General features: G+C 58.4%; 21 protein-coding genes. 10 read left to right on the forward strand and 11 right to left on the reverse strand.

From position 1 onward, the window contains the following. Positions 1-87: 87 nt before the first annotated feature. Together queA and KB890_RS08695 are read right to left on the reverse strand one after the other, a co-directional pair. Positions 88-1,152 carry a tRNA preQ1(34) S-adenosylmethionine ribosyltransferase-isomerase QueA gene (gene queA / locus KB890_RS08690; RefSeq protein ID WP_002890390.1) on the reverse strand — a complete coding sequence of 355 codons (1,065 nt, stop codon included), beginning with the start codon at positions 1,150-1,152 and terminating at the stop codon, positions 88-90. Between the two features lie 64 nt (positions 1,153-1,216). Continuing rightward, entirely contained in the window at positions 1,217-1,333 is a 117-nt protein-coding gene (locus KB890_RS08695; RefSeq protein ID WP_004218831.1) for a hypothetical protein, read from the reverse strand. 74 nt (positions 1,334-1,407) lie between these two features. On the opposite strand from KB890_RS08695, the gene acpH reads away from it, so the two are divergent. After that, positions 1,408-1,989: an ACP phosphodiesterase gene (gene acpH, locus KB890_RS08700; protein WP_004178734.1), complete on the forward strand. Its 582-nt coding sequence runs from the start codon at positions 1,408-1,410 to the stop codon at positions 1,987-1,989. A 127-nt stretch (positions 1,990-2,116) separates the two neighbouring features. After that, a complete protein-coding gene (locus tag KB890_RS08705; RefSeq protein ID WP_004178733.1) occupies positions 2,117-2,719 on the forward strand; it encodes a peroxiredoxin in 603 nt (200 codons plus the stop codon). A gap of 123 nt (positions 2,720-2,842) precedes the next feature. Here KB890_RS08705 and KB890_RS08710 read toward each other — a convergent pair whose 3' ends face one another. Next, the gene (locus KB890_RS08710) at positions 2,843-3,010 is read right to left on the reverse strand and encodes a hypothetical protein (RefSeq protein WP_020325174.1); all 168 of its coding nucleotides are present in this window, start codon (positions 3,008-3,010) and stop codon (positions 2,843-2,845) included. A gap of 55 nt (positions 3,011-3,065) precedes the next feature. Between KB890_RS08710 and KB890_RS08715 the strand changes: the two genes are divergently transcribed. The 5 genes from KB890_RS08715 (at position 3,066) to fba (ending at position 7,132) form a co-directional block, all read left to right on the forward strand. Next, entirely contained in the window at positions 3,066-3,509 is a 444-nt protein-coding gene (locus KB890_RS08715) for a PTS sugar transporter subunit IIA (RefSeq protein ID WP_004197009.1), read from the forward strand. A 5-nt stretch (positions 3,510-3,514) separates the two neighbouring features. After that, positions 3,515-3,802: a PTS sugar transporter subunit IIB gene (locus KB890_RS08720; protein ID WP_002890376.1), complete on the forward strand. Its 288-nt coding sequence runs from the start codon at positions 3,515-3,517 to the stop codon at positions 3,800-3,802. Positions 3,803-3,822: 20 nt separating this feature from the next. Continuing rightward, on the forward strand, positions 3,823-5,214 hold the full coding sequence (locus tag KB890_RS08725) for a PTS ascorbate transporter subunit IIC (protein WP_004151345.1): 1,392 nt from the start codon (positions 3,823-3,825) through the stop codon (positions 5,212-5,214). Positions 5,215-5,279: 65 nt separating this feature from the next. Further along, a complete protein-coding gene (locus tag KB890_RS08730; protein ID WP_002890372.1) occupies positions 5,280-6,242 on the forward strand; it encodes a carbohydrate kinase family protein in 963 nt (320 codons plus the stop codon). A 35-nt stretch (positions 6,243-6,277) separates the two neighbouring features. Further along, complete coding sequence (gene fba, locus KB890_RS08735) at positions 6,278-7,132, forward strand: class II fructose-1,6-bisphosphate aldolase (protein ID WP_004218830.1); 855 nt, start codon at positions 6,278-6,280, stop codon at positions 7,130-7,132. 58 nt (positions 7,133-7,190) lie between these two features. Here the strand turns inward: fba and KB890_RS08740 are convergent, their stop codons facing one another. The 3 genes from KB890_RS08740 to KB890_RS08750 all read right to left on the reverse strand — a co-directional run bounded on the left by KB890_RS08740 (position 7,191) and on the right by KB890_RS08750 (position 10,453). Beyond that, positions 7,191-9,059 (reverse strand): amidohydrolase, encoded by a 1,869-nt coding sequence (locus KB890_RS08740; protein ID WP_004178729.1) that lies wholly within the window; start codon positions 9,057-9,059, stop codon positions 7,191-7,193. Positions 9,060-9,083: 24 nt separating this feature from the next. Next, on the reverse strand, positions 9,084-9,629 hold the full coding sequence (locus KB890_RS08745; RefSeq protein ID WP_002890365.1) for an antibiotic biosynthesis monooxygenase: 546 nt from the start codon (positions 9,627-9,629) through the stop codon (positions 9,084-9,086). A 182-nt stretch (positions 9,630-9,811) separates the two neighbouring features. After that, entirely contained in the window at positions 9,812-10,453 is a 642-nt protein-coding gene (locus KB890_RS08750) for a hydrolase (protein WP_002890357.1), read from the reverse strand. Between the two features lie 266 nt (positions 10,454-10,719). Here KB890_RS08750 and KB890_RS08755 point away from each other — a divergent pair, with 266 nt between their 5' ends. After that, a complete protein-coding gene (locus KB890_RS08755; protein WP_002890353.1) occupies positions 10,720-11,622 on the forward strand; it encodes a LysR substrate-binding domain-containing protein in 903 nt (300 codons plus the stop codon). Here the strand turns inward: KB890_RS08755 and malZ are convergent. The 5 genes from malZ to phoB form a co-directional block, all read right to left on the reverse strand. Then, entirely contained in the window at positions 11,619-13,436 is a 1,818-nt protein-coding gene (gene malZ, locus KB890_RS08760; protein WP_004147293.1) for a maltodextrin glucosidase, read from the reverse strand. The two genes, KB890_RS08755 and malZ, sit on opposite strands and share 4 nt — an antisense overlap. 151 nt (positions 13,437-13,587) lie before the next feature. Then, a complete protein-coding gene (gene proY / locus KB890_RS08765) occupies positions 13,588-14,961 on the reverse strand; it encodes a proline-specific permease ProY (protein ID WP_002890348.1) in 1,374 nt (457 codons plus the stop codon). A gap of 86 nt (positions 14,962-15,047) precedes the next feature. After that, positions 15,048-16,367, reverse strand: coding sequence for a branched-chain amino acid transporter carrier protein BrnQ (gene brnQ / locus KB890_RS08770; protein ID WP_004144627.1), 1,320 nt, complete (start codon positions 16,365-16,367; stop codon positions 15,048-15,050). 414 nt (positions 16,368-16,781) lie between these two features. Further along, a complete protein-coding gene (gene phoR / locus KB890_RS08775; protein WP_002890344.1) occupies positions 16,782-18,077 on the reverse strand; it encodes a phosphate regulon sensor histidine kinase PhoR in 1,296 nt (431 codons plus the stop codon). A 21-nt stretch (positions 18,078-18,098) separates the two neighbouring features. Then, on the reverse strand, positions 18,099-18,788 hold the full coding sequence (gene phoB / locus KB890_RS08780) for a phosphate response regulator transcription factor PhoB (RefSeq protein ID WP_002890343.1): 690 nt from the start codon (positions 18,786-18,788) through the stop codon (positions 18,099-18,101). Between the two features lie 182 nt (positions 18,789-18,970). On the opposite strand from phoB, the gene sbcD reads away from it, so the two are divergent. Both sbcD and sbcC read left to right on the forward strand, forming a co-directional pair. Next, a complete protein-coding gene (gene sbcD, locus KB890_RS08785) occupies positions 18,971-20,176 on the forward strand; it encodes an exonuclease subunit SbcD (protein ID WP_004178728.1) in 1,206 nt (401 codons plus the stop codon). Continuing rightward, entirely contained in the window at positions 20,173-23,310 is a 3,138-nt protein-coding gene (sbcC, locus tag KB890_RS08790; RefSeq protein ID WP_004178727.1) for an exonuclease subunit SbcC, read from the forward strand. The genes sbcD and sbcC overlap by 4 nt, the downstream gene beginning before the upstream one ends. Positions 23,311-23,372: the final 62 nt, after the last annotated feature.

Genomic DNA, 23,372 nt, shown 5'->3' on the forward strand with positions numbered 1-23,372 from the left:
ACAGTCCGACGTTTTCATACTCGCCACGGAATGATTCCGTAGCTAAAAAATGCGTTATGGCGTCTACAAGCCGGCGTACCGGCCTTTTCAGGGACGCTCAGAAATAGCCTGCGGATTGTACGTGATAAACATCGCATCCCCGTAGCTAAAAAAGCGATATTTCTGCTCAACCGCCACCTTATAGGCGTTCATGGTGTGCTGATAACCCGCAAACGCCGACACCAGCATAATCAGTGTGGATTCAGGGAGATGGAAGTTAGTCACCAGCGCATCGATCACCTGGTACTGATAACCCGGGTAGATGAAAATCTGCGTATCGTCGAAGAACGGCGCGATCAGCGCGTCTTTCGCCGCCTGCGCCGCGCTCTCCAGCGAACGTACCGAGGTAGTGCCCACCGCGATCACGCGGTTGCCGCGCGCTTTCGCCGCCAGCACCGCATCGACCACCTCCTGCGGCACTTCGGCATATTCGGAGTGCATGGTGTGCTCTTCAATGCTGTCGACGCGCACCGGCTGGAAGGTGCCCGCGCCCACATGCAGGGTGACAAACGCCATCTCAACGCCTTTGGCGCGCAGTTTATCCAGCAGCGGTTCGTCGAAATGCAAACCGGCGGTCGGGGCGGCTACCGCGCCCGGCCTGGTGCCATAGACGGTTTGATAGAGCTCGCGGTCGGCGTCTTCGTCCGGGCGGTCAATATAGGGCGGCAGCGGCATATGGCCGATCCCGTTAAGGATCTCCAGCACCGGGCGCTCGTCGTTAAACTCCACTTCAAACAGCGCGCCGTGGCGCGCCAGCATCGTGGCCTTAATACTTTCGTCATCGCCCAGCAGCAGTTCGGCGCCCGGTTTCGGCGCTTTCGAGGCGCGAATATGGGCCAGAATACGCTTATCATCCAGCATCCGCTCCACCAGCACTTCAATCTTGCCGCCGCTGGCCTTGCGGCCGAACAGACGCGCCGGGATCACCCGGGTGTTGTTAAACACCAGCAGATCGCCGGGATTGAGCTTATCGAGGATGTCGGTGAAGGTGCCATGCGTCAGCGCGCCCGTCGGCCCGTCCAGGGAGAGCAAGCGACAGCTACTGCGCTCAGGCATCGGATAGTGGGCGATCAGAGATTCGGGTAGTTCAAAAGCAAAATCGGTAACGCGCATGACGGTAACTCAGACTGAATAAAGAGGCGGGTAGTCTAGTGCCGGGGCGGTCTGGCTGCAACCTTTACCCCTCCGGATGAATGACATAATCTATATTCCAAATCATTCCGAATGCCGCCATGCGGCAACCGAATGCCTTACCGGTGGCAAAGGTGCCGCGCGCGGCCAGACAGCATGCCATTCGGCCACCGAGGCGCCGTTCAGCGCAACATCGGTGTTTCCACCTGCCCGCTCGTATTTAAAGGATGTCGTTTTATGAATTTTCTCGCCCACCTGCACCTGGCCCATCTCGCCGACAGTTCGTTGCCCGGCAACCTGATGGCCGACTTCGTGCGCGGCAACCCGCAGGGCGACTATCCGGCGGAGATCATCGACGGCATCTTTATGCATCGGCGGATTGACGTGATGACTGACAACCTGGCGGAAGTCAAAGAGGCGCGGGAGTGGTTTCGCCCGCAGACCCGCCGCGTCGCCCCCATCACCCTCGACGTCATGTGGGATCATTTCCTGTCCCAGCACTGGGCGCAGCTCTCCCCTGACCTGCCGCTGGACGAGTTCGTACGCTACGCCGAGCGGCAGATCGTCCCCATCCTGCCCGACTCGCCGCCCCGCTTCGTCAATCTCAATCAATATCTGTGGTCGGAGCGCTGGCTGGAGCGCTATCGGGAAATGGATTTTATTCAGCGCGTGCTGAACGGCATGGCCAGCCGCCGTCCACGTCTCGAGGCGCTACGCGACTCCTGGCAGGATCTGGATACCCATTACGACCGTCTGGAGACGCAGTTCTGGCGCTTTTATCCGCAGATGATGCGCCTGGCAGAAAACAAACAGCTGTAATAGCCACGTCATTGATAGGTAAAAGCTGGCTGAACGATTGTTAGCGCCTCTTTGTGTTATTGCCGGGCAGGCTCTATACTTGCCCGCGTTGCGTTCCAAATAACCTTAGTAATTACAGGAGAATCAAATGGTTCTGGTCACTCGTCAAGCGCCGGATTTTACTGCAGCCGCTGTGCTGGGTAATGGTGAGATCGTTGAGAAATTCAATTTCAAACAGCACACCAACGGTAAACCTACCGTTCTGTTCTTCTGGCCGATGGACTTCACCTTCGTGTGCCCGTCTGAGCTGATCGCGTTCGACAAACGTTACGAAGAATTCCAGAAACGCGGCGTGGAAGTGGTTGGCGTTTCCTTCGACTCCGAGTTCGTTCACAACGCATGGCGTAACACCCCGGTAGACCAGGGCGGTATCGGCCCGGTTAAATACGCGATGGTTGCTGACATCAAACGTGAAATCCAGAAAGCTTACGGTATCGAGCATCCGGACGAAGGCGTAGCGCTGCGCGGCTCTTTCCTGATCGACGCTAACGGCGTGGTACGCCACCAGGTGGTTAACGACCTGCCGCTGGGCCGTAACATCGACGAAATGCTGCGTATGGTTGACGCCCTGCAGTTCCACGAAGAGCACGGCGAAGTCTGCCCGGCGCAGTGGGAAAAAGGAAAAGAAGGTATGGCCGCCTCTCCGGAAGGCGTTGCAAAATACCTGACCGAAAACGTTTCCAGCCTGTAATCGGCACGCGTTTTAATAAAAGGCTCGCTCAGGCGGGCCTTTTTTGTTAGCGGCGTCAAAATTTAAGAAAATGACCCGCCGATATTTGTGACCAGCGATACACTTCTGGCGAAAAAATTCGCTCTACCTCTCACTTTTTCTCTGGCAAATTTCAGCGTCAAAATACAAAGTCTTCATAACAGCCTGAAAAATATATAAATTATTTATATCGTTTTCTGCCGGTGCTTTGCCGTCGATGTGATCCCCATCAATATTTAAAACCGCGGATGTGATCTCATCCATCATTTTCATCAATGTATTTGGTCATGATTTAACTCAGGAACAGGAATACGTTCAGGAGCTGAGGATGGAAATTATTTTTGACCCGTCGTTAATCGCCCTTAAGCAGAATATATCCCGTGCGGAAGAGGCCATCGAACTGGCGGGTTCATTACTTGCCAGGCGCCAGATTTGCAGCGCCGAATATGTCACCGAGATGCTGACGGTATATGAAGATTTTGGCGCCGCCATCGTGATAGATGACGGGATTGCCATGCCGCATGCCCGCCCGGAAAAAGGGGCATTACAGACCGGGTTCTCACTTGTCACCACCGCCACGCCAATCTCCTTCGGCCACGATGAGTTCGATCCGGTTTCCGTGGTCATCGCGATCGCCGGCGCCGATGCTGACAGTCATATCAAAATGATCCAACTGATAGCCTCGCTGATCGAGTCAGATATTGTGACCTTTCTTCAGCAGGAAAATGACGTTAATTCAGTCTTACATTTCATTCAAAAACAAATGGAGTAGTCATTATGTTAGTTATCAGAACGGTTTGTGGTAACGGTATTGGCAGCTCATTGATGGCTGCGAATAATGTGAAAAAGATCTGTGACGAATTAGGCATCAAAGCGGACGTCGCCTCGGTCGATTTTGCTAACGCCGTCGGGGAAAAAGCCGACCTTTACGTCACGATCAAAGAACTGGCAAATCAATTTCCGGCCCACTGTCATGTCGCCATCATTCGCAGTTACGTCCATAAAGCGAAGATCGCCGAGGATATTACCGATGCGCTGATGAAAATTGCTGCGACTCACTCTTAATCAGCATAGAGGGAACGACCATGCAGGCTATTCTTAGTTTCTTAACGGAAATATTCAGTCAACCCGCCTTTTTAATGGGGCTTATCGCCTTCGTTGGTTTAGTGGCGCTGCGCTCCCCTGGCAATAAACTGCTTACCGGCACATTAAAGCCGATTTTAGGCTATTTGATGTTGAGCGCTGGGGCAGGCGTTATCGTTGCCAATCTCAATCCGCTGGGCGGTATTATCGAGGCCGGATTTAATATCCGCGGCGTTATTCCGAACAATGAAGCCATTGTCTCCGTCGCCCAGAAAATGCTGGGCGTGGAAACCATGAGTATTTTGCTGTTAGGCTTTATTTTCAACCTGATTATCGCCCGCTGTACCAAGTATAAGTATATCTTTCTGACCGGCCATCATTCGTTCTTTCTCGCCTGCCTGTTCTCCGCCGTTCTGCAGGCGGCGGAGTTCCAGGGCTGGATGTTGATCCTGATCGGTGGATTCCTGTTGGGCTCATGGTCGGCCATCTCCCCGGCCATCGGTCAGCGTTACACCAGGCAGGTAACCGAAGACGGCGGGATCGCCATGGGCCATTTCGGCTCTCTCGGCTACTACCTCTCGGCATGGATCGCCAGCCGGACCGGCAATCCGGCAAATTCCTTCGCCGATACCGAAATTTCAGAAAAGTGGGGCTTTCTGCGCGATACCACGGTTACCACCGGTATCGTGATGTTTGTTATCTACTTTGTCTGCAGCGCTGTCGCCGGGTCGGCGTACCTGAGCACCATCACCGACCAAAACATGCTGATCTTCTCGGTGCTGACCGGTCTGCAGTTCGCCGTTGGCGTAGCCATTGTCTATAACGGCGTGCGGCTGATCCTCGGCGATCTGGTGCCGGCGTTCCAGGGCATCAGCCAGAAGCTGATCCCGGACTCCATCCCGGCCGTTGACTGCGCGGTGTTCTTCACCTTTAGCCCCACCGCGGTGGTAGTGGGATTCATCAGCTCCTTTGTGGGCGGGCTGGTCGGGATGCTCTTGCTTGGCGGGCTGGGCATGGCGCTGATTATTCCCGGCATGGTGCCGCACTTCTTCTGCGGCGGCACGTCCGGCGTCTTCGCCGACAAACTGGGCGGTAAGCGCGGATGTATCATCGCCTCCTTTATCGGCGGGATCTTCCTCGCCTTCCTGCCGGCGATGCTGCTGCCGGCGCTCGGCAACCTCGGGTTTGAAAACAGCACCTTCGCCGATTTCGACTTCGCGGTATGGGGCATCATTATCGGGAATGCGTTCACCCAGTTTGGTCAGATCACTATCTATCTGATTTGTCTGGCGCTGCTCGTCGCGCTGCTGGCGCCTTTCTGCTTCCGTCACGTCCAGGTGGTGGGCAACACGCTCAGCTATGAGGAGCTTACGGCGAAGCAGAAAAATGAATAAGCGAGGTCATTTTTCCCGGCGGGAGGGCCACGCTTTCCGCCGCTGACAAATAATCAGGAGTGGTTATGGCTATTTTGTCCATTGGATTTGCTTGTTTCGATCAGTTTTTCTTTCTCAATGAATGGCCCCAGGAGAATACCAAAAACTTTTGTCATGATTTTATTGAAAGCGGCGGCGGTCCGGCGGCCAATGCGGCCTGGCTGCTGGGATTATGGGGCGAGGAGGTTTATTACATTGGTCATCTGCAGCAGGACCTTTACGGTCAGCGCATTATCGATGAGTTTGCCGAGGCGGGGGTGGATACCAGCCAGGTGGTTTTCTCCGATGACATGATCACCCCGCTGGCCTCGGTGCTGGTCAATCGCTTAACGGGTTCGCGGACGATTATTACCCGCAAGATGCAAACGCCGCCTTCCCTGACCTACGAGCAAAAGCTCAAACTGGACGACCTCGCCGAGCGACTGATTGCCAGCGAGGAGCCGGTTACCATTTTAATTGACGGCCATGAGGCGGAAATCAGTGAATATTTAATTAAGAAACTGCCCAACGCCAGGGTCGTGATGGACGGCGGGTCACTGCGCGCCAGCAATATTAAACTGGCGGCCTGGACTGACTATTTTGTAGTGAGCGAACATTTCGCCCGCGATTATATGAGCTATCGCTCGCTGAGCACCGAAGCAGAAATTAAAGCGGCCCTGATTGAGTTGAATAAAATTTGCCGCGGTGAAGCATTTATTACCCTTGGCGAAAAAGGCTGCGCTTTTTTAAAAAGCGGTATGCTGCAGATCGTCCCGTCCTGGCTGTGCAATGCCGTTGATACCACCGGCGCCGGGGATGTATTTCACGGCGCCTTCACCTATGGCGTCCATTACTCATGGCATATCGATAACATTATTTTATTTGCCAGCCTGACCGCCGCCATTTCTATTGAGAAAAAAGGGGTTCGGGAATCGATGCCGGACCTGGCGGTCGTCCACCACTCGTTAAATAGCTACGAGAGAAACTTAACGCAATATTTTGAAGAATAACTGCATTTAATAAATATCAAGAGGTGAATATGTTAGTGTCGATGAAGGACATGCTTCAGCATGCCCTGCGGGACGGCTACGCCGTCGGTCAGTTCAACATTAATAATCTGGAATGGGTCGGCGCCGTATTAAGCACCGCCCAGCAGTGCCGCTCACCGGTTATTTTGGGGGTGTCCGGCGGCACGGTTAAGCATATGCTCGGGTTAAAATGTATTCATGACATCGTGGTTAACGCCATGGAGTATTTGCATATTGATGTTCCGGTGGCGCTGCATCTGGATCATGGCACCTCCCGGGAGGCCTGCGAAGCGGCGATCGCCGCCGGCTTCAGTTCCATTATGTTCGATGGCTCGCATCTGCCGTTCAGGGAAAACCTGGCCATTACCCGCCACCTGGTGACGCTGGCCCACAGCAAAGGTATCTCTGTGGAGGCCGAACTGGGGACCATCGCCGGCAGTGAAGACGGCATTGTCAATTCCGAAGTCATCTACGCCGATCCGCAGGAGTGCTACACCCTGGTGACAGAAACCCAGGTGGATTGCCTCGCCGCCGCGCTGGGCTCCACCCATGGTCTGTATAAAGGTAAAGCCCGGCTGGGATTTACCGAGATGAAAGCCATTGCCGAGCAGGTGAAGGTTCCGCTGGTGCTGCATGGCGGCACCGGTATTGCCGATGAGGATATGCGCCGGGCGATTGCCTGCGGCACCGCCAAGATTAACGTTAATACCGAAAATATGTACGCCTGGTGCCAACAGGTGAAAGCAATTTTCGCCGCCGACACCGGGCACGATGTGAACGATCCGCGGAAAGTCATCGCCCAGGGACTGCAGCCGGTACGCGAGATGATTGCCCGCCGCATGGCGCTCTTTGGCTCAGAGCAGCGCTATTGACGCCGGGCCTGCGGCTGAAACCACCGCCCCGACGCTGCCGGGGCGGTGGCGTCAGGTATCAAAAGGCAAAGCAGGAGCAGCCCAGCACGCCCCAGAAGGCCTGCTCGTCAGAGACCGGAATCGACGACTTACGCGCAATATCATGCTGATGGCCGTGGACGCCACAGCTACCGCAGCACTGGTGCATCTGCACCATGGCGCCGATTTTAGCCGTCGCCGGCGGAGCGGAACGGTAATGGCCCGGGACCTTCACCACCGGCGACCACTCCGGCAGCACCGGGATCGGCGGCGGCGCCAGCGGCGAGAAGTGACCGGCGGCATAGACCACTTTGCCGTCAACCACCGTCAGCACCGACTCAATGCCTTTGATCTCCTCTTCCGCGACGCTGAAGTAGTCTTTCGACAGCACCACCAGATCGGCAAGCTGACCGGCGGCCAGACGGCCTTTCTTGCCCTGCTCGCTGGAGAACCAGGCGCTGCCCGCCGTCCACAGCTCCAGCGCGACATCGCGCGGCAGGCGGTTGGCGTCGTCATACATCGCCATCCCGCCAACGGTGCGCCCGGAGACCAGCCAGTACAGCGCGGTCCATGGGTTATAGCTGGCGACGCGGGTCGCATCGGTGCCCAGCCCCACCGGCACGTCCAGCGCCAGCATCTTTGCTACCGGCGGGGTATGTTTCACCGCCTCTTTGCCGTAGCGATCGACAAAATATTCGCCCTGGAAGGCCATCCGATGCTGCACCGCAATACCGCCCCCCAGCGCCTTCACCCGCTCAATGTTACGCTCGGTAATGGTCTCGGCATGATCGAAGAACCAGTGCAGGCCATTAAACGGGATATCGCGGTTCACCTTCTCAAACACGTCCAGCATCCGGCTGATGGAGTCATCGTAGGTGGCATGCAGGCGGAACGGCCAGCGATGCTCCACCAGATGGCGTACCACCCGCTCCAGCTCATCCTCCATGCCTTGCGGCAGATCCGGCCGCGGCTGCAGGAAATCTTCAAAATCCGCCGCCGAAAATACCAGCATCTCGCCGGCGCCGTTGGCGCGATAGAAGTCAGTCCCCTGCCCCGGCTTCAGCATGTCGGTCCAGCGTTCGAAATCCTCCAGCTCCTGCTTCGGCCGCTGAGTAAACAGGTTGTAGGCGATGCGCACGGTCATCTGATCTTTCGCGTGCAGCTGTTCGATAATTTCGTAATCTTCCGGATAGTTCTGGAAGCCGCCGCCGGCGTCGATGGCGCTGGTCAGCCCCAGTCGGTTCAGCTCGCGCATAAATTGACGGGTGGAGTTCACCTGCAGATCCAGCGGCAGCTTCGGCCCCTTGGCCAGCGTAGCGTAAAGGATCATGGCGTTCGGTTTGGCGATCAGCATCCCGGTCGGGTTGCCGTGGCTATCGCGGACGATCTCGCCGCCCGCCGGATCCGGCGTCTCTTTGGTATATCCCACGGCTTTCAGCGCCGTACGGTTCAACAGCGCGCGATCGTAGAGATGGAGCACAAACACCGGCGTATCAGGCGCCGCCTCGTTCAGCTCTTCCAGGGTCGGCATCCGCCGCTCGGCGAACTGAAATTCGCTCCAGCCGCCGACCACCCGCACCCACTGCGGGGACGGCGTGCGATCCGCCTGATCCTTCAGCATTCGCAGGGCATCCGCCAGCGAGGGGACGCCCTCCCAGCGGAGCTCAAGGTTGTAGTTCAACCCACCGCGGATCAGGTGCAGATGAGAATCGTTGAGGCCCGGGATCACCGTATGCCCTTTGAGATCGACGATTTGCGTCCCCTCGGCGGCAAAGCTCATGATCCGATCGTGACTTCCGGTGGCAACAATTTTTCCGTCGGCGATGGCTACAGCTTCCGCCAGGGGATTCGCACGATCGAGGGTATGAATCTGACCGTGGGTCAGAATCAGTGTGGCAGTTTGCGACATAACGCACTCCTTGAGGAGGCTGACTCAGTTTTTCTTCAACCAGCCAGCAAACAGGCGGGTCACGATGGGCATCCAGAACCAGACCACCAGCGCAACCACGCAGGCATCATTGATGAGGTGCAGCAGCAGGCTCCCCTTAAGCGACGGCAGCAGCATGCCGGTCACCGCAGGCACCAGGTTGGTGCTGGGGAAAATCACCAGCAGGGTGATCAGAAACTGTTTCCAGCGCCGCGGCTGGCGTACGTTCACCGTCGGCGGGGTAAACCAGAAGGCCGGTTCAGTCCGCACCTCAGTCCGATCGCCTTCCGTCAGCAGTGGGGCAATCTCAGCCACCAGTTGCCGACGGGTTTCCGACTGCGTCCAGGCGTAGAGGTGCTCCAGGGTATCGAAGCGGATTATGACGCTCCACAGATTCTGCCCTGCGGCGGGCCGGATCACATTCGCCCCAAGATGGCCGGGAAATTCTGCCGCAATGGGCATAATTTTACCGAGCCACTCTTCGTAGCGCTGGCTGTGTTGCGGATCGAGCAGATGGCTGATAACCAGGGTCACCGATTTTTGCTGCGCCATGACGAGTTCCTTGCTTCAGGGAAATGGCCGGTTTTCTCCTGCCACTCTCCATAAATGATCTGACACAACATCCTTCATGCTGCGTTGAAGCGGCAGGCGGGCACGTCCCCGTGAACTTGAATTCAGTAGCTGGGGACGGACAAACGCAGCCAACAACGCAGCAGCCTGAAGGATGGAGTGATTTACGCTTTACGCTCCGGCGCGCCATGCACCATGGTATAAGCGTAATCCACGCCCATCCCGTAGGCGCCGCTGTGTTCGCGCACCAGGTCCATTACCGCATCGTAGGTCGCTTTGCGCGACCAGTCGCGCTGGTACTCCAGCAGCACCTGCTGCCAGGTCACCGGCACCGCCCCCGCCTGCACCATCCGGTCAATAGACCGCTCATGGGCGTCGACAGAGGTGCCGCCGGAGGTATCCGTCACCACATAGACCTCGTAGCCCGCCTCCAGCGCCATCAACGCCGGGAAAGTCAGGCAGACTTCGGTCCACAGAGCGGAGATCACCAGCTTTTTACGGCCGGTCGCTTTCACCGCTGCCACAAACGCATCGTCTTCCCAGGAGTTCATGGAGGTACGTTCAATCGGCTTGACGTCAGGATGCACGGCCAATAATTCCGGCCAGATATAGCCGCTAAAGCTTTTGGTCTCTACGGAGGTATAAATCACCGGTACATTAAAAATTTTGCCCGCTTTCGCCAGCGCCACGGTGTTATTTTTCAGGGTCTGGCGATCGATATTCGCCACGCCAAAGGACATTTGCGGCTGATGGTCAATAAAGATAAGCGCGGAATTAGTGGGATCGAGCAGTTCACGAATAGACATTAAATACCTTCTTAATCAATTAGTTAAAAAGATGACATGATGATTAATGCGTCGTGTGGATCCTGACTGATAAAGCATGGTGAGTATAGCCAGTTATTTCTAACAAGTTATTAAGGATTTTTTATGGTTTATATTTTTTGCCGCGACCAGGATTTATTCACGCCTGTTTTAATCAAATTTTTACGCCAAACTGTTCTGATTTATTCACTGGCTTTGATTATTGCGCTTAGGTACAACAGAGAAAACAAATTAATGGATAGCTTCATATGCGCGTAAACTTTGATGTTTTGATGATCCTTGATGCCCTTGACCGCCACGGATCCTTCGCCACCGCCGCGGAGTCGCTGTATAAAACCCCCGCCGCTCTGAGCTATATGATCCAGAAGCTGGAGAGCGATCTGAACATCGTGCTGTTGGATCGTTCCGGCCATCGGGCAAAATTTACCGATACCGGGCGGCTGATGCTGGAGAAGGGGCGACAGCTTTTAAGTGCCGCCAGAGATCTGGAAAAGCAGGCCCAGCAGCTGAGCGCGGGCTGGGAGCGAGAGCTAGCCATCGCCCTTGACGCCTCATTTCCCTTTTCGGCCCTGCTGCCGCTGATCGCCGAGTTTTACGCGCAAAACCCACAGACGCGACTGAACTTCAGCCATCACACCCTCGCCGGTTCGTGGGAAGAGCTGACCCATCATGGGGCGGATATTATCCTCGGCGCCATCAATGAGCCGCCCACCTCCGCGGAGTGGTCATGGCAAACCCTCGGCGCGTTGGATAACATCTTCGTCGTCGCCCCCCATCACCCGCTGGCTCAGGCGAAGGAGCCACTGGCCAATAAACAGCTCAGCCAGCATCGGGCCATCGTGATCCGCGACAGCGCCCGCTATTGCCATCCGCTCAACAGCAATCTCCTCGACGAGCAGCCGCAAATCGGCGTCGATGATTTCGCCAGTAAAGTCGAACTATTGTGCGCCGGGCTGGGCTGCGGCTTTCTGCCGCGCCATATCGCTCGCCCGTGGCTGGTAAAAGGCAGTCTGGTGGAGAAGAGCGTCGCCTGCTGGCGGGAAAAGGATATTACCTATATGGCCTGGCGCAGCGGGAATGATGGGCTGGCTCAGCGCTGGTGGCGGGAGGCGCTCCTCCGCGGCGACCTGCTGAGCCAGCTCTACCATTAACGGCCGGACCAGACGTTGGCGGAGATGGCCGGGAGGGTCAGCACCCCGTCCTGGAAGGCGCCGGCGCCCTCCTGCAGCGTCCACCCGGCCACGTTCAGCAGCGGGGAATCTTCGATAACCACCTCGCAGGCTTCCCCGCGGTTAATCGCCACCAGCACCCGCTGCTGTTTGTAGACACGGACAAACACCACAACGTTATCCTCGGCGTAAATCACCTGACAGCCGCCGTAGCGCAGCGCCTGGTGGGCCTTACGCAGTTTCGCCATCCGCTGATACAGCGCCAGCAGCTGGGTATCCTGCAGCGCCGGATCCCACGGGAACGGTTTGCGGCAGAACGGATCGTTATTGCCATCCACGCCCACCTCGTCGCCATAGTAGATGCACGGTACCCCCGGCCAGCTGAACAGCCACACCACCGCCAGCGGCAGGCGCGCTACGTCTTTGCCAAGAAGAGATTTAAAACGCGCCGTATCATGGCTGTCGAGCTGGTTGAACATCCGCAGCTGCTGCTGATGCGACAGCCCGGCGCGATAATTATCCATCCACGCCATACAGGTCTGGGCATCTATTTTCTGCGGATCGTAAGAGATATCGGTATTGGCGAGGAATCCCCAGATCGGGAAGGTGAAGCCACGATAGTTCATCGCCGCGTCTTCGGCATCCGCCTGCAGCCACTGGCGCGCGTCGCCAAAATGTTCGCCAAAGACAAAAGCTTCCGGCTGCGCTTGCTTCGCTGCCTGGGTAATGCCGGCGATATGCTGCAGGTTATTCCGCGCCCCGCCGCCTTCGCCCAGCATATGCACCACGTCAAGACGCCAGCCGTCCATGCTCCATGGCGCCTTCAGCCAGTGGCGTACGATACTGTCTTCACCGGCATAGATCTCGTTGACCAGGCTGGTCGACCGATAGTCGAGCTTCGGCAGACTGGCATAGCCCAGCCAGTTGTGCGCCTGCCCCTCCTCTGAGAAGGTAAACCAGTCGCGCCACGGGGAGTCCGGATCGTGGCCGGCGCCGCCGCTGCCCTGCTGGTGACGGTCGAACCAGGGATGGGAATCGCCGGTATGGTTGAACACGCCGTCGAGGATCATGCGCATTCCCGCCCGCTGGGTGTTGTGGCGCAGCCGGAGCAGCGCCGCGTCGCCGCCAAACTGCGGATCGACGCGCCGATAATCCTCGGTATCGTATTTATGCACGCTGGGGGCGGCGAAAACCGGGTTCAGATACAGAGCGGTTACGCCGAGCTGCTTCAGGTAGGGAAGTTTTTCGCTGATGCCGTCGAGATCCCCGCCGTAGAACGTCGACCCGCCCGCCTCGCCGGTAAGCGGGTCGTCCCACGCCTTGCGCACAATCTCCCGTCCCGCCGCGTGATGGTAATAGACCGCATCCTGGTCGGCGTCACGCGCGGCGCTGCGGGCAAAGCGATCGGGGAAAATTTGATAGAACACCTGATCGGCCACCCACTGCGGGCCGGCGTCCGGCAGGTCAATGGCGAACTGCTCCAGTCGGGCCGGCGGGAATCGGGTGAAGCCTTGTGGCGTAAACCAGCGCTGATGGTCGGCCCACAGCAGCTTAAAGCTGTAGCGGCGGCGCGGCTGGCCGCTGGCGAGAGAGATTTCGCCGCGCCATGCCACCACGCCTGGCTGCGGCGCCTGGCGGAGCCGCTGCATCGGCAGCGACAGCTCTTCGTTATCCTCTTCCGCGCGCAGCGTGATCCGCTGCGGCAGCGACTCACCGCTTAACCACAGAGTAATAAACAGTCGGTCCTGTTGCACCTTGATAAAGGGTGCAACCGGAAGGTGCCATGCCTTCAACATCGTGAATCCTCATTGTGCAGAATGGGCACACCTTGCCATAGCCGCCGGGCGCAGAACTCATCATCTCAGAACTTTTTGGGGGAGGATAACGGGGGAGGACGCGGGACCGCAAGCCGCCCCGGCCGCGCGATGCTGACCGGGGCGATGTCGATTACTGAGCCTGCGCCAGGCGGCGCTCACGGCGGGTCTTAAAGACCCAGCCGAGCAGCAACAGCGCAATCCACGCCATACCGACGTACAGCGAGATGCGGGTGTCCGGATGATAGCCGATAAGGGCGATAATAAAGGCCAGGAACAGCAGGCCGATCACCGTGGTCACCACCCCGCCAGGGACTTTGAATTTCAGCGCCTTAACCTCTTCGGGCGACAGACGGCGGCGGAAGGCTATCTGTGACAGCAGGATCATAATCCACACCCACACCGTGGCGAAGGTGGCCAGGGAGGCGATCACCAGGAAAACGTTCTCCGGCATGATGTAATTTAGGTATACCGCAAACAGCAGCGCAATGGTCATCACCATCACCGTCACCCACGGAATACCGCGACGCGACGTTTTAGCGAACACCTTCGGCGCGCTGCCCTGCTCAGCCATGCCGTGCAGCATACGGCCCACGCCGAACACGTCGGAGTTAATCGCCGACAGCGAAGCCGTCAGGACCACGAAGTTAAGAATACTGGCCGCGAAGGTAATACCCAGATGCTGGAAGGTCAGGACGAAGGGGCTGCCGTCGGTTCCCACCTGATTCCACGGGTAGATGGACATAATGACGAACAGCGTGCCGACGTAGAACACCAGAATGCGCATCGGCACCGAGTTGATGGCGCGCGGAATGGATTTCTCCGGGTCCTTCGCCTCACCGGCGGTAATGCCGATGATTTCGATGCCGCCGTAAGCGAACATCACCATCTGCAGCGACATCACCATTCCCAGCCAGCCGTTGCTGAAGAAGCCGCCGTTGCTCCACAGATTATGAATCCCCGTCGGCTGGCCGCCGTTGCCGATCCCCCAGATAATGATGCCGAACCCGGCGAGGATCATGATGATAATGGTGGCCACTTTGAAGAACGAGAACCAGAACTCCAGCTCGCCAAACACCTTGACGCTCATCAGGTTGACGGCGCAGATGATCAGCACCACGCTGAGCACCCAGATCCAGTGCGGCACCGTCGGGAACCAGACGCCCATGTAGATGCCGAAGGCGGTAACGTCGGCGATGGCGACGATCAGGATTTCAAAGCAGTAGGTCCAGCCGGTGATATAGCCCGCCAGTCCGCCGAGGTTTTCCTGGGCATAGCGGGAGAATGAGCTGGCGGCAGGGTTATGCACCGACATCTCACCGAGCGCCCGCATAATGATATATGCCGCGACGCCGCCGATAATGTAGGCCAACAGTACGCTGGGTCCGGCCATTTTAATGGCGTCGGCCGAGCCGTAAAAAAGCCCGGTGCCGATGGCGGAACCCAGGGCCATAAAGCGAATGTGCCGGGTGCTTAGCCCGCGCTTAAGCTTGTTACTACTTTCCATCGTGGTTTTTCAATGCCGTTTAACACAAAAAATAAAAAACCACGGAACCCGAAGTCCCGTGGTTAAACGCTTGTCCTCACCGCCGGTTAATGCGCGCTGGAAGTCACCTGACGTCCGGCTGCGCGATCCCAGATCACCGCGAGAATGGTCATCACGGCGGTGGGCATCAGCCAGGCCAGGCCCTGCTCCGCCAGCGGCAGACGCGCGGTCCAGTCCGGCAGAATCGCGGCAAATGCCGATGACTTAATCCCGTCAATGATACCAAACATCAGGCTGATAAACATGGCCGGCGCGATAACGCGGGACGAATTATGCCACCAACTGCGGGTAAAGCTTAATACAACCAGTGCGATACACGGCGGATAGATAGCGGTCAGCACCGGAATCGATACCTGGATCAGATGGCTAAGGCCCAAATTGGAGACCGCCATGGAGAACAGGCCGAGAACAAAGACCAGCGTGCGATAGGAGAACGGCAGATACTGGGCAAAGAACTCAGCGCAGGCGCAGGTCAGGCCCACCGCCGTCACCAGGCAAGCGATGAAGATCAGCGCCGCCAGCAGGAAACTGCCCGCCCCGCCGAAGGTGTGCTGCACGTAGGCATGGAGGATCGCCGCGCCGTTGGCGGACTGATCCACGAGAGTAGCGCTGTCAGAGCCCAGACGGAACAGCGCCAGATACAGCAGGGTCAGGCCGACGCCCGCCATCAGGCCAGCCCAGACGGTATAGCGGGTCAACAGACGCGCTTCGCTGACGCCGCGTGAGCGAGCGGCATTAACAATCACGATGCCGAACACCATCGCGCCGAGGGTATCCATGGTCAGGTAGCCGTTGACGAAGCCATTGGAGAATGGCGCCGTACGATACGCTTCCAGCGCGTCGCTGATCGGGCCCGCTGGCCAGATGATGGCGGCGACCGCCAGCACAATCAGGGCGATAATTTTCAGCGGCGCAAGGAAATTGCCCACGGTGTCCAGCAGTTTGCCCGGATAGAGGGAGACCAGAATCACCAGCGCGAAGTAAATAACGCTGTAGATCAGCAGCGGCAGCGGGCCGTCGCCGGTCAGCGGCGCAATACCGACCTCAAAGGAGACGGTCGCGGTACGCGGCGTCGCGAACAGCGGTCCTACCGCGAGATAGCACACCACCGCCAGCAGGATACCGGCCACTTTACCAATCGGGGTGCTCAGGCTTTCAACGCCGCCGCCGACTTTCGCCAGCGCCACCACCGTCAGCACCGGCAGACCCACCGCAGTGATCAGGAAGCCGATCGCCGCCGTCCAGACGTGCTCGCCCGCCTGTAAGCCAACCATCGGAGGGAAAATAATGTTGCCTGCGCCAACGAACAACGCGAAGGTCATAAAGCCCAACGCTATGATGTCGCGAGATTTTAACTGATGGGTCATAAATTCATTACTGCCTGTGGATGTGGTGTTGTAAAAAAAATGGAAAAATACCGCGCTCCCCTCTCAGGGACGATACAGCGGCCATTGCCGGTAAACTCAGCGAGATATGCTCCCGAAGCGGCGTGGGAAAGAATTGTTTTTGGTATTACCACGCAAAAGCAGTCTGTCATCGATTGCGCAGGCGCAATTTAAACGCTTATAACGTTTTAAAGCAAGGCACGATCGCAAAAGCAGATGATTATGCTGGTTATGTCTTTCACACCAGAATCATTTACCATATTGATAGAAAACCCGTGGCTTATCATGCGAACAAAAAAGCAGCGCACGCTCATTAAATAGGCGAGAAAAAACGACTGCCAATGAAAATGACCAGCTGAAGCTGGTCATTGGCAAGATAAACTGACAGCGCGTCGATCAGGCGTCATTTTTGGCAATTAATCGTTCCGGGAGCAGGAAGCTAAAGCGGGTTCCCTTGCCCACCGTGCTGTCGATTTCCAGCCGGCTGTCATGATGGTTAACCGCGTGTTTGACGATCGCCAGTCCCAGGCCACTGCCCCCCGTTTGCCGGGAACGGGCTTTATCCACCCGATAAAAACGCTCGGTCAGACGGGGAATATGCTCCGGCGCAATGCCTGGCCCGTTATCCTCGACGCTGAACAGCGCTCCCTGCGGGGTTCGCTGCCAGCTGACGCGAATTTCGGTCCCCGGCGGGGTGTGGTTCACCGCGTTATAGACCAGGTTGGAGATGGCGCTGCGCAGCTGCTCCTCATTACCCAGCACCTTGAGCTGCTCATCGACGGTGAAGATCAGCGTCTGTTTCTCCTGGCTGAGAGTTTGCGCCTCGCGCTCCACCACCCGCAGCATCATCGGCACGTCGATGCGATCATTCATCGCCAGCGCCGGCGCGGCTTCAATACGCGACAGCGTCAGCAGCTGCTTCACCAGGCCTTCCATACGTTGAGTTTGCTCCCGCATGGTGTGCAGGGCTTTTTCTCGGGTCGCCCCCTCCAGCACCTGCTCCTGCATCATCTCCAGATAGCCCTGCAGCACCGTCAGTGGGGTGCGCAACTCATGGCTGACGTTGGCGAAAAAGTTCCGCCGCGCCCCTTCCAGCTGATGCATCTGCGTCACGTCGCGCGCCACCATCAGCCACTGCTTGTCGCTGTAGGGCATCACGCGAATTTCCAGATGACGGGCGTTATTCAGCACCAGATTGAGCGGCTTTGAAAAATCGCGCTGTTTCAGATAGTTGGCGAACTCAGGATAGCGCAGAAGGTTAAGAATGTTTTGGCCACTGTCGTCCGGCCAGCGCAGGTTTAGAATCTGCTGCGCCAGGCCATTACACCAGAAAATAGCCCCCTCTTCCGTGGTCAGGACGACCGCATCCGGCAGCGATTCCGCCCCGCTGCGAAAGCGTTTAATCAGGCTTCCCAGCTCGCGCCGACGCTTTTTATTACGCATCTGCATCTGGTGCAGACCATACAGCAGCGGCTCCCAACTGCCGCGGCCAGGCGGAGGAGTCATGCTCCGGTCCACCCACAGCCACCACGACAGGCGCATCAAATTCCAGAAATGCCAGATCAGCAAACCGGTCACTGCCGCCAGTAAAAACCACGGCAGATGACCCACAAACGCCCCCAGAATCAGGGCCGGAATACACGCTAAAAAGAGCTCCAGCGCCAGCCTTTTCCATGACAGCCGTTCCAGCACGGGTCACACTCCTGTCAAAATTCAGAAACGGGCGGAGAAACGATACCCCGTGCCGCGAACCGTTTGCACCATACGATCATGGCCACTGTGTTCCAGCGCTTTGCGCAGGCGGCGAATATGGACGTCCACCGTGCGGTCTTCCACATAAACGTTGGTCCCCCAGACGTGGTTCAGCAGCTGTTCTCGGCTGTACACCCGCTCCGGATGGGTCATAAAGAAGTGCAATAATTTAAATTCCGTCGGTCCCATATCCAGCGGACTGTCGCCGGTCATTACCCGGTGCGATGAAGGGTCGAGGCTCAGCCCCTGCATTTCGATCACCTCTTCCACCGCCATCGGTGAAATACGGCGCATCACCGCTTTGATTCGCGCCACCAGCTCTTTCGGAGAGAAAGGCTTGGTGATGTAGTCATCCGCGCCGGTCTCCAGGCCGCGAACGCGATCCTCTTCTTCTCCACGCGCGGTCAGCATCACTACCGGAATATCCCGCGTCATCGCCTCGCGCTTGAGCAGTTTAATAAACTGCAGCCCCGAACCGCCCGGCAGCATCCAGTCCAGGAGAATCAAATCAGGCCAGGGTTCATTGAGTTGATTCACCGCGCTGTCATAATCTTCCGCTTCGACAGGCTGAAAGCCATTTTGCTCCAGAACAAAGCAGACCATTTCGCGGATTGGAGCTTCATCTTCAACGACCAGAATTCTTCTCGCCATTATTTACCCTGTGTTTTTTAGCCATCAGTATAGAAGTGCGGCGTCATTATGCGTCACTTTTGTGACAGATTTATGAAAAAAATGACCGTCTGATGATCGGGTATTTTGAAGCACGACGCGGACTTACCCCTCACTAACAAGTGGTATACTGCCGCCCATGCTTTTTTCGCTAGGGAAGATTTATGCGCCTCCTTCACACCTCCGACTGGCACCTGGGCCAGAATTTTTACAGCAAAAGCCGCGCGGCCGAACACGACGCTTTTCTTACCTGGCTACTGGACCGCGCGCAGGAGCATGAAGTCGACGCCATTATCGTGGCTGGCGATATTTTTGATACCGGCTCGCCGCCGAGCTACGCCCGCGAACTGTATAACCGTTTCGTCGTCCAGTTGCAGCAGACCGGCTGTCGCCTGGTGGTGCTGGCGGGCAACCACGACTCGGTGGCGATGCTCAATGAATCCCGCGATATCCTCGCCTTTTTACACACCACCGTGGTGGCGAATGCCGGCTACGCGCCGATTGAGCTGCCGCTGCGCGACGGCACGCCGGGCGCCATCTTCTGTCCGGTGCCGTTTTTACGCCCGCGCGAGCTGGTGACCAGCCAGGCCGGTCACTCCGGTCGGGAAAAACAGCAGCTGCTGCTGCACGCCATCAGCGACTATTATCAGGAGCAGTATCAGCAGGCCTGCGCGCTGCGCGGCGATCGGCCGCTGCCCATCATTGCCAGCGGCCATCTGACCACCGTCGGCGCCAGCAAAAGCGATGCCGTCCGCGACATTTACATCGGCACACTGGATGCCTTTCCGGCGCAACACTTCCCCCCTGCCGACTACATTGCGCTGGGCCATATTCACCGGGCGCAGATGGTCGGCGGCTGCGAGCATATCCGCTACAGCGGCTCGCCGCTGCCGCTGAGCTTCGATGAAACCGGCAAAGCGAAATCGGTGCATCTGGTGAGCTTTAGCGAGGGGCGACTTAGCGCCGTGGAAACCCTGGAGGTGCCCGTGACCCAGCCTCTGGCGGTAATCAAAGGCGATCTGGCCGCCATCACCGCCCAGCTGGAGCAGTGGCGCGGCGTCGAGCAGGACCCGCCGGTGTGGCTGGATATCGAAATCACCACCGAGGACTATCTGCACGATATTCAGCGTCATATTCAGGCGCTGACGGAGGATCTGCCGGTGGAAGTGCTGCTGGTGCGCCGCAGCCGCGAGCAGCGCGAGAAAATACTGCTCAACGCCCAGCGGGAGACGCTCAGTGAACTGAAGGTGGAGGAGGTATTCGAGCGCCGGCTGGCGCTGACCGAAATTGACGATATGAAGCGCGCCCGGCTGCATGAGCTGTTCGCCCATACGGTGCATACGCTCACCGCGGAGGATGAAAACGCATGAAAATCCTCAGTCTGCGTCTGAAAAACCTCAACTCCCTGAAAGGGGAATGGAAGATAGACTTTACCGCCGAGCCGTTCGCCAGCAATGGCCTGTTCGCCATTACCGGCGCCACCGGGGCCGGGAAAACCACGCTGCTCGATGCCATTTGCCTGGCGCTCTATCATGAAACGCCGCGCCTGAATAAAGTCTCCCAGTCGCAAAACGACCTGATGACCCGCGATACCGCCGAGTGTCTGGCGGAAGTCGAATTTGAAGTAAAAGGCATCGCCTACCGCGCTTTCTGGAGCCAGAACCGGGCCCGTAACCAGCCGGATGGCAATCTGCAGGCGCCCCGCGTCGAGCTGGCGCGCTGCGCTGACGGCAAAATCCTCGCCGATAAAGTCTCGGACAAGCTGGAGCAAACCGCGACGCTTACCGGCCTCGACTATGGCCGCTTCACCCGCTCGATGCTGCTTTCCCAGGGGCAATTTGCCGCCTTCCTGAACGCGAAGCCGAGCGATCGCGCGGAGCTGCTGGAGGAGCTGACCGGCACGGAAATCTACGGCCAGATTTCAGCCATGGTCTACGAACAGCACAAAGCCGCTCGCCATGCGCTGGAGAAGTTCGAAGCCCAGGCGGCGGGCATCGTCCTGTTGACGGAGGCCCAGCAGCAGGCGCTGCAGGAAAGTTTGCAGGTACTTACTGACGAAGAAAAAGCCCTGCTGGCCCAGCAGCAGAGCCAGCAGCAGCAGCTCCAGTGGCTGACCCGCCGCGACGAGCTGGCGCAGCAACAGCAGCAGGCCGCCACCCGGCAGCAGCAGGCCCGCCAGGCGCTGGCGGACGCCGCCCCGGCGCTGGCGAAGCTTGAGCTGGCCCAGCCCGCCGCCCAACTGCGTCCCCTGTGGGAGCGCCAGCAGGAGCAGACGGCAGGCCTGACGCAAACCCGGCAGCGGATCAGTGAAGTAAATGCTCGCTTACTTGCCAGCACGGCGCTGCGCGCGCGCATCCGCCAGGGCGCCTTGCGCGCTCAGCAGCAGCGTCAGGCTGAACTGGCCGATCTGGCGCAGTGGCTGGCCGCCCATGAGCGTTTCCGCTTATGGGGTCAGGAGATCGCCGGCTGGCGAGCGCAATTCTCGCAACTGACGCGGGATAAACAACAGCTAACGGCTCAGAGCACCCGCCTGGCCGCGCTACGCCAGAAGCTGGCCACGCTGCCAGCCAGCCCTCTCACCCTGAGCGCAGATGAAGTTGCCGCAGCGATAGAACAGCAAACCCAATCGCGGCCGCTGCGCCAGCGCCTGATCTCCCTGCATGAGCAGCATCAGCTGCTGCGCAAGCGTCTGCGCCAGAACGCCGACAGCGTCCAGCAGGCGCAGGCGGAGCAGGTAAAACTTAACGCTACCCTGACGCTGCGCCGGGAACAATATAAAGACAAAAACCAGCACTATCTCGACCTGAAGGCGCTCTGCCAGCGGGAAGAAACGATTAAAGACCTGGAAAGCTACCGCGACCGGCTCGAGGCGGGTAAGCCCTGTCCGCTGTGCGGCGCCTGTGAACACCCGGCGATTGAACAATACGCCTCGTTGACGCTCACGGATAATCAGCGCCGCCGCGATGCGCTGGAAAAGGAGGTCGCCGCGCTGAAAGAAGAAGGCCTGCTGATCCTCGGGCAGGTCAAGGCCCTGACGCAACAGCTTCAGCGTGACACCGAAGCGGCCGGGCGGCTCGCAGAGGAAGAGCAAGCGCTTACTAAAGCGTGGCAGGAGACCTGCGACTCTCTGCACATCGCGCGGGATATTGCGCAAGAGATAAACGACTGGATGCAGGAGCAGGAGCGCTACGAGCAGCAGCTCTATCAGCTCAGCCAGCGCCTGATGTTGCAGAGTCAGCTTAACGATCAGCAGGCGCTGGAGCGCCAGGCCGAGCAGCAGCTGGCGGCCACGCGCCAGGGACTGGAGAGCGCCCTGCAGGCCCTGGCCCTGAGCCTGCCGGCAGAAGGGACAGAAGCCGCCTGGCTGCACGCTCGCGAAAGCGAATTTGCCCAGTGGCAGGCGCAACAGACCCAACATGATGCCATTCAGCAGCAAATCGCTGCTCTGCGGCCACTGCTGGAGACGCTGCCGACCAGCGACGAGACAGAGGTTGAAGCTGAGTCGGCCATCCCGGACAACTGGCGCGAAATCCACGAGGAATGCCTGTCGCTGCACAGCCAGCTTGTCGCCCAGCAGCAGCAGGAAACCCAGGAAAAGGCGCGTCTGGACCAGTCGCAGGCGCAATTTACCTCCGCCCTGGCCGCCAGCCGCTTTAGCGATCGGGAGGCGTTCCTCGCCGCGCTGCTGGATGACGAGACCGCCCAGCGGCTGACGCAGTTAAAACAGACGCTGGAGCAGCAGCTTCAGCAGGCGGCCGCGCTCTGCGAGCAGGCGACCCGGCAATATGAGGCGCACCTGGCGCTGCGTCCGCAAGGGGTGGACGCTGACGTCCCCACCCTGCAAACCCAGCTGCACGCCCTGGCCCAGCGGCTGCGGGATAACACTACCCGCCAGGGTGAGATCCGCCAGCAGCTCAGGCAGGACGCAGAGAGCCGTCAACAGCAGCAGGCGCTGGGGCAGCAGATTGCAGAGGCGGCGCAGCTGGCGGACGACTGGGGCTATCTCAATTCGCTGATCGGCTCCAGCACCGGCGACCGGTTCCGCAAATTCGCCCAGGGGCTGACGCTGGATAATCTGGTCTGGCTGGCAAACCAGCAGCTCAACCGCCTGCATGGCCGCTATCTGCTACAGCGCAAGGCCAGCGAGGCGCTGGAGCTGGAGGTTGTCGATACCTGGCAGGCCGACGCCGTGCGCGACACCCGCACCCTCTCCGGCGGCGAAAGTTTCCTCGTCAGCCTGGCGCTGGCCCTGGCGCTGTCAGACCTGGTGAGCCATAAGACGCGGATTGACTCCCTGTTTCTTGATGAAGGCTTCGGCACCCTCGACAGCGAAACGCTGGACACGGCGCTGGACGCCCTGGATGCCCTTAACGCCAGCGGTAAGATTATCGGGGTGATCAGCCACGTGGAGGCGATGAAAGACCGCATTCCGGTGCAGATCAAAGTGAAGAAGATTAACGGCCTGGGCTATAGCCGGCTGGACAAAGCGTTTGCGGTGGAGTGAGGTCTGAATTATGGCGATGTCCCCTCACCCTAACCCTCTCCCGAGGGAGAGGGTCCGGGTGC

The sequence above is a fragment of the Klebsiella sp. P1954 genome (assembly GCF_018199955.1).
Classification (GTDB): domain Bacteria; phylum Pseudomonadota; class Gammaproteobacteria; order Enterobacterales; family Enterobacteriaceae; genus Klebsiella; species Klebsiella pneumoniae.

Excerpts from the sequence above, each read along its gene's own strand:
- queA (WP_002890390.1), bottom strand. The coding sequence starts at position 1,152 with ATGCGCGTTACCGATTTTGCTTTTGAACTACCCGAATCTCTGATCGCC.
- KB890_RS08695 (WP_004218831.1), bottom strand. The coding sequence starts at position 1,333 with ATGGCATGCTGTCTGGCCGCGCGCGGCACCTTTGCCACCGGTAAGGCA.
- acpH (WP_004178734.1), top strand. The coding sequence starts at position 1,408 with ATGAATTTTCTCGCCCACCTGCACCTGGCCCATCTCGCCGACAGTTCG.
- KB890_RS08705 (WP_004178733.1), top strand. The coding sequence starts at position 2,117 with ATGGTTCTGGTCACTCGTCAAGCGCCGGATTTTACTGCAGCCGCTGTG.
- KB890_RS08710 (WP_020325174.1), bottom strand. The coding sequence starts at position 3,010 with ATGAAAATGATGGATGAGATCACATCCGCGGTTTTAAATATTGATGGG.
- KB890_RS08715 (WP_004197009.1), top strand. The coding sequence starts at position 3,066 with ATGGAAATTATTTTTGACCCGTCGTTAATCGCCCTTAAGCAGAATATA.
- KB890_RS08720 (WP_002890376.1), top strand. The coding sequence starts at position 3,515 with ATGTTAGTTATCAGAACGGTTTGTGGTAACGGTATTGGCAGCTCATTG.
- KB890_RS08725 (WP_004151345.1), top strand. The coding sequence starts at position 3,823 with ATGCAGGCTATTCTTAGTTTCTTAACGGAAATATTCAGTCAACCCGCC.
- KB890_RS08730 (WP_002890372.1), top strand. The coding sequence starts at position 5,280 with ATGGCTATTTTGTCCATTGGATTTGCTTGTTTCGATCAGTTTTTCTTT.
- KB890_RS08740 (WP_004178729.1), bottom strand. The coding sequence starts at position 9,059 with ATGTCGCAAACTGCCACACTGATTCTGACCCACGGTCAGATTCATACC.
- KB890_RS08745 (WP_002890365.1), bottom strand. The coding sequence starts at position 9,629 with ATGGCGCAGCAAAAATCGGTGACCCTGGTTATCAGCCATCTGCTCGAT.
- KB890_RS08750 (WP_002890357.1), bottom strand. The coding sequence starts at position 10,453 with ATGTCTATTCGTGAACTGCTCGATCCCACTAATTCCGCGCTTATCTTT.
- KB890_RS08755 (WP_002890353.1), top strand. The coding sequence starts at position 10,720 with ATGCGCGTAAACTTTGATGTTTTGATGATCCTTGATGCCCTTGACCGC.
- malZ (WP_004147293.1), bottom strand. The coding sequence starts at position 13,436 with ATGTTGAAGGCATGGCACCTTCCGGTTGCACCCTTTATCAAGGTGCAA.
- proY (WP_002890348.1), bottom strand. The coding sequence starts at position 14,961 with ATGGAAAGTAGTAACAAGCTTAAGCGCGGGCTAAGCACCCGGCACATT.
- brnQ (WP_004144627.1), bottom strand. The coding sequence starts at position 16,367 with ATGACCCATCAGTTAAAATCTCGCGACATCATAGCGTTGGGCTTTATG.
- phoB (WP_002890343.1), bottom strand. The coding sequence starts at position 18,788 with ATGGCGAGAAGAATTCTGGTCGTTGAAGATGAAGCTCCAATCCGCGAA.
- sbcD (WP_004178728.1), top strand. The coding sequence starts at position 18,971 with ATGCGCCTCCTTCACACCTCCGACTGGCACCTGGGCCAGAATTTTTAC.
- sbcC (WP_004178727.1), top strand. The coding sequence starts at position 20,173 with ATGAAAATCCTCAGTCTGCGTCTGAAAAACCTCAACTCCCTGAAAGGG.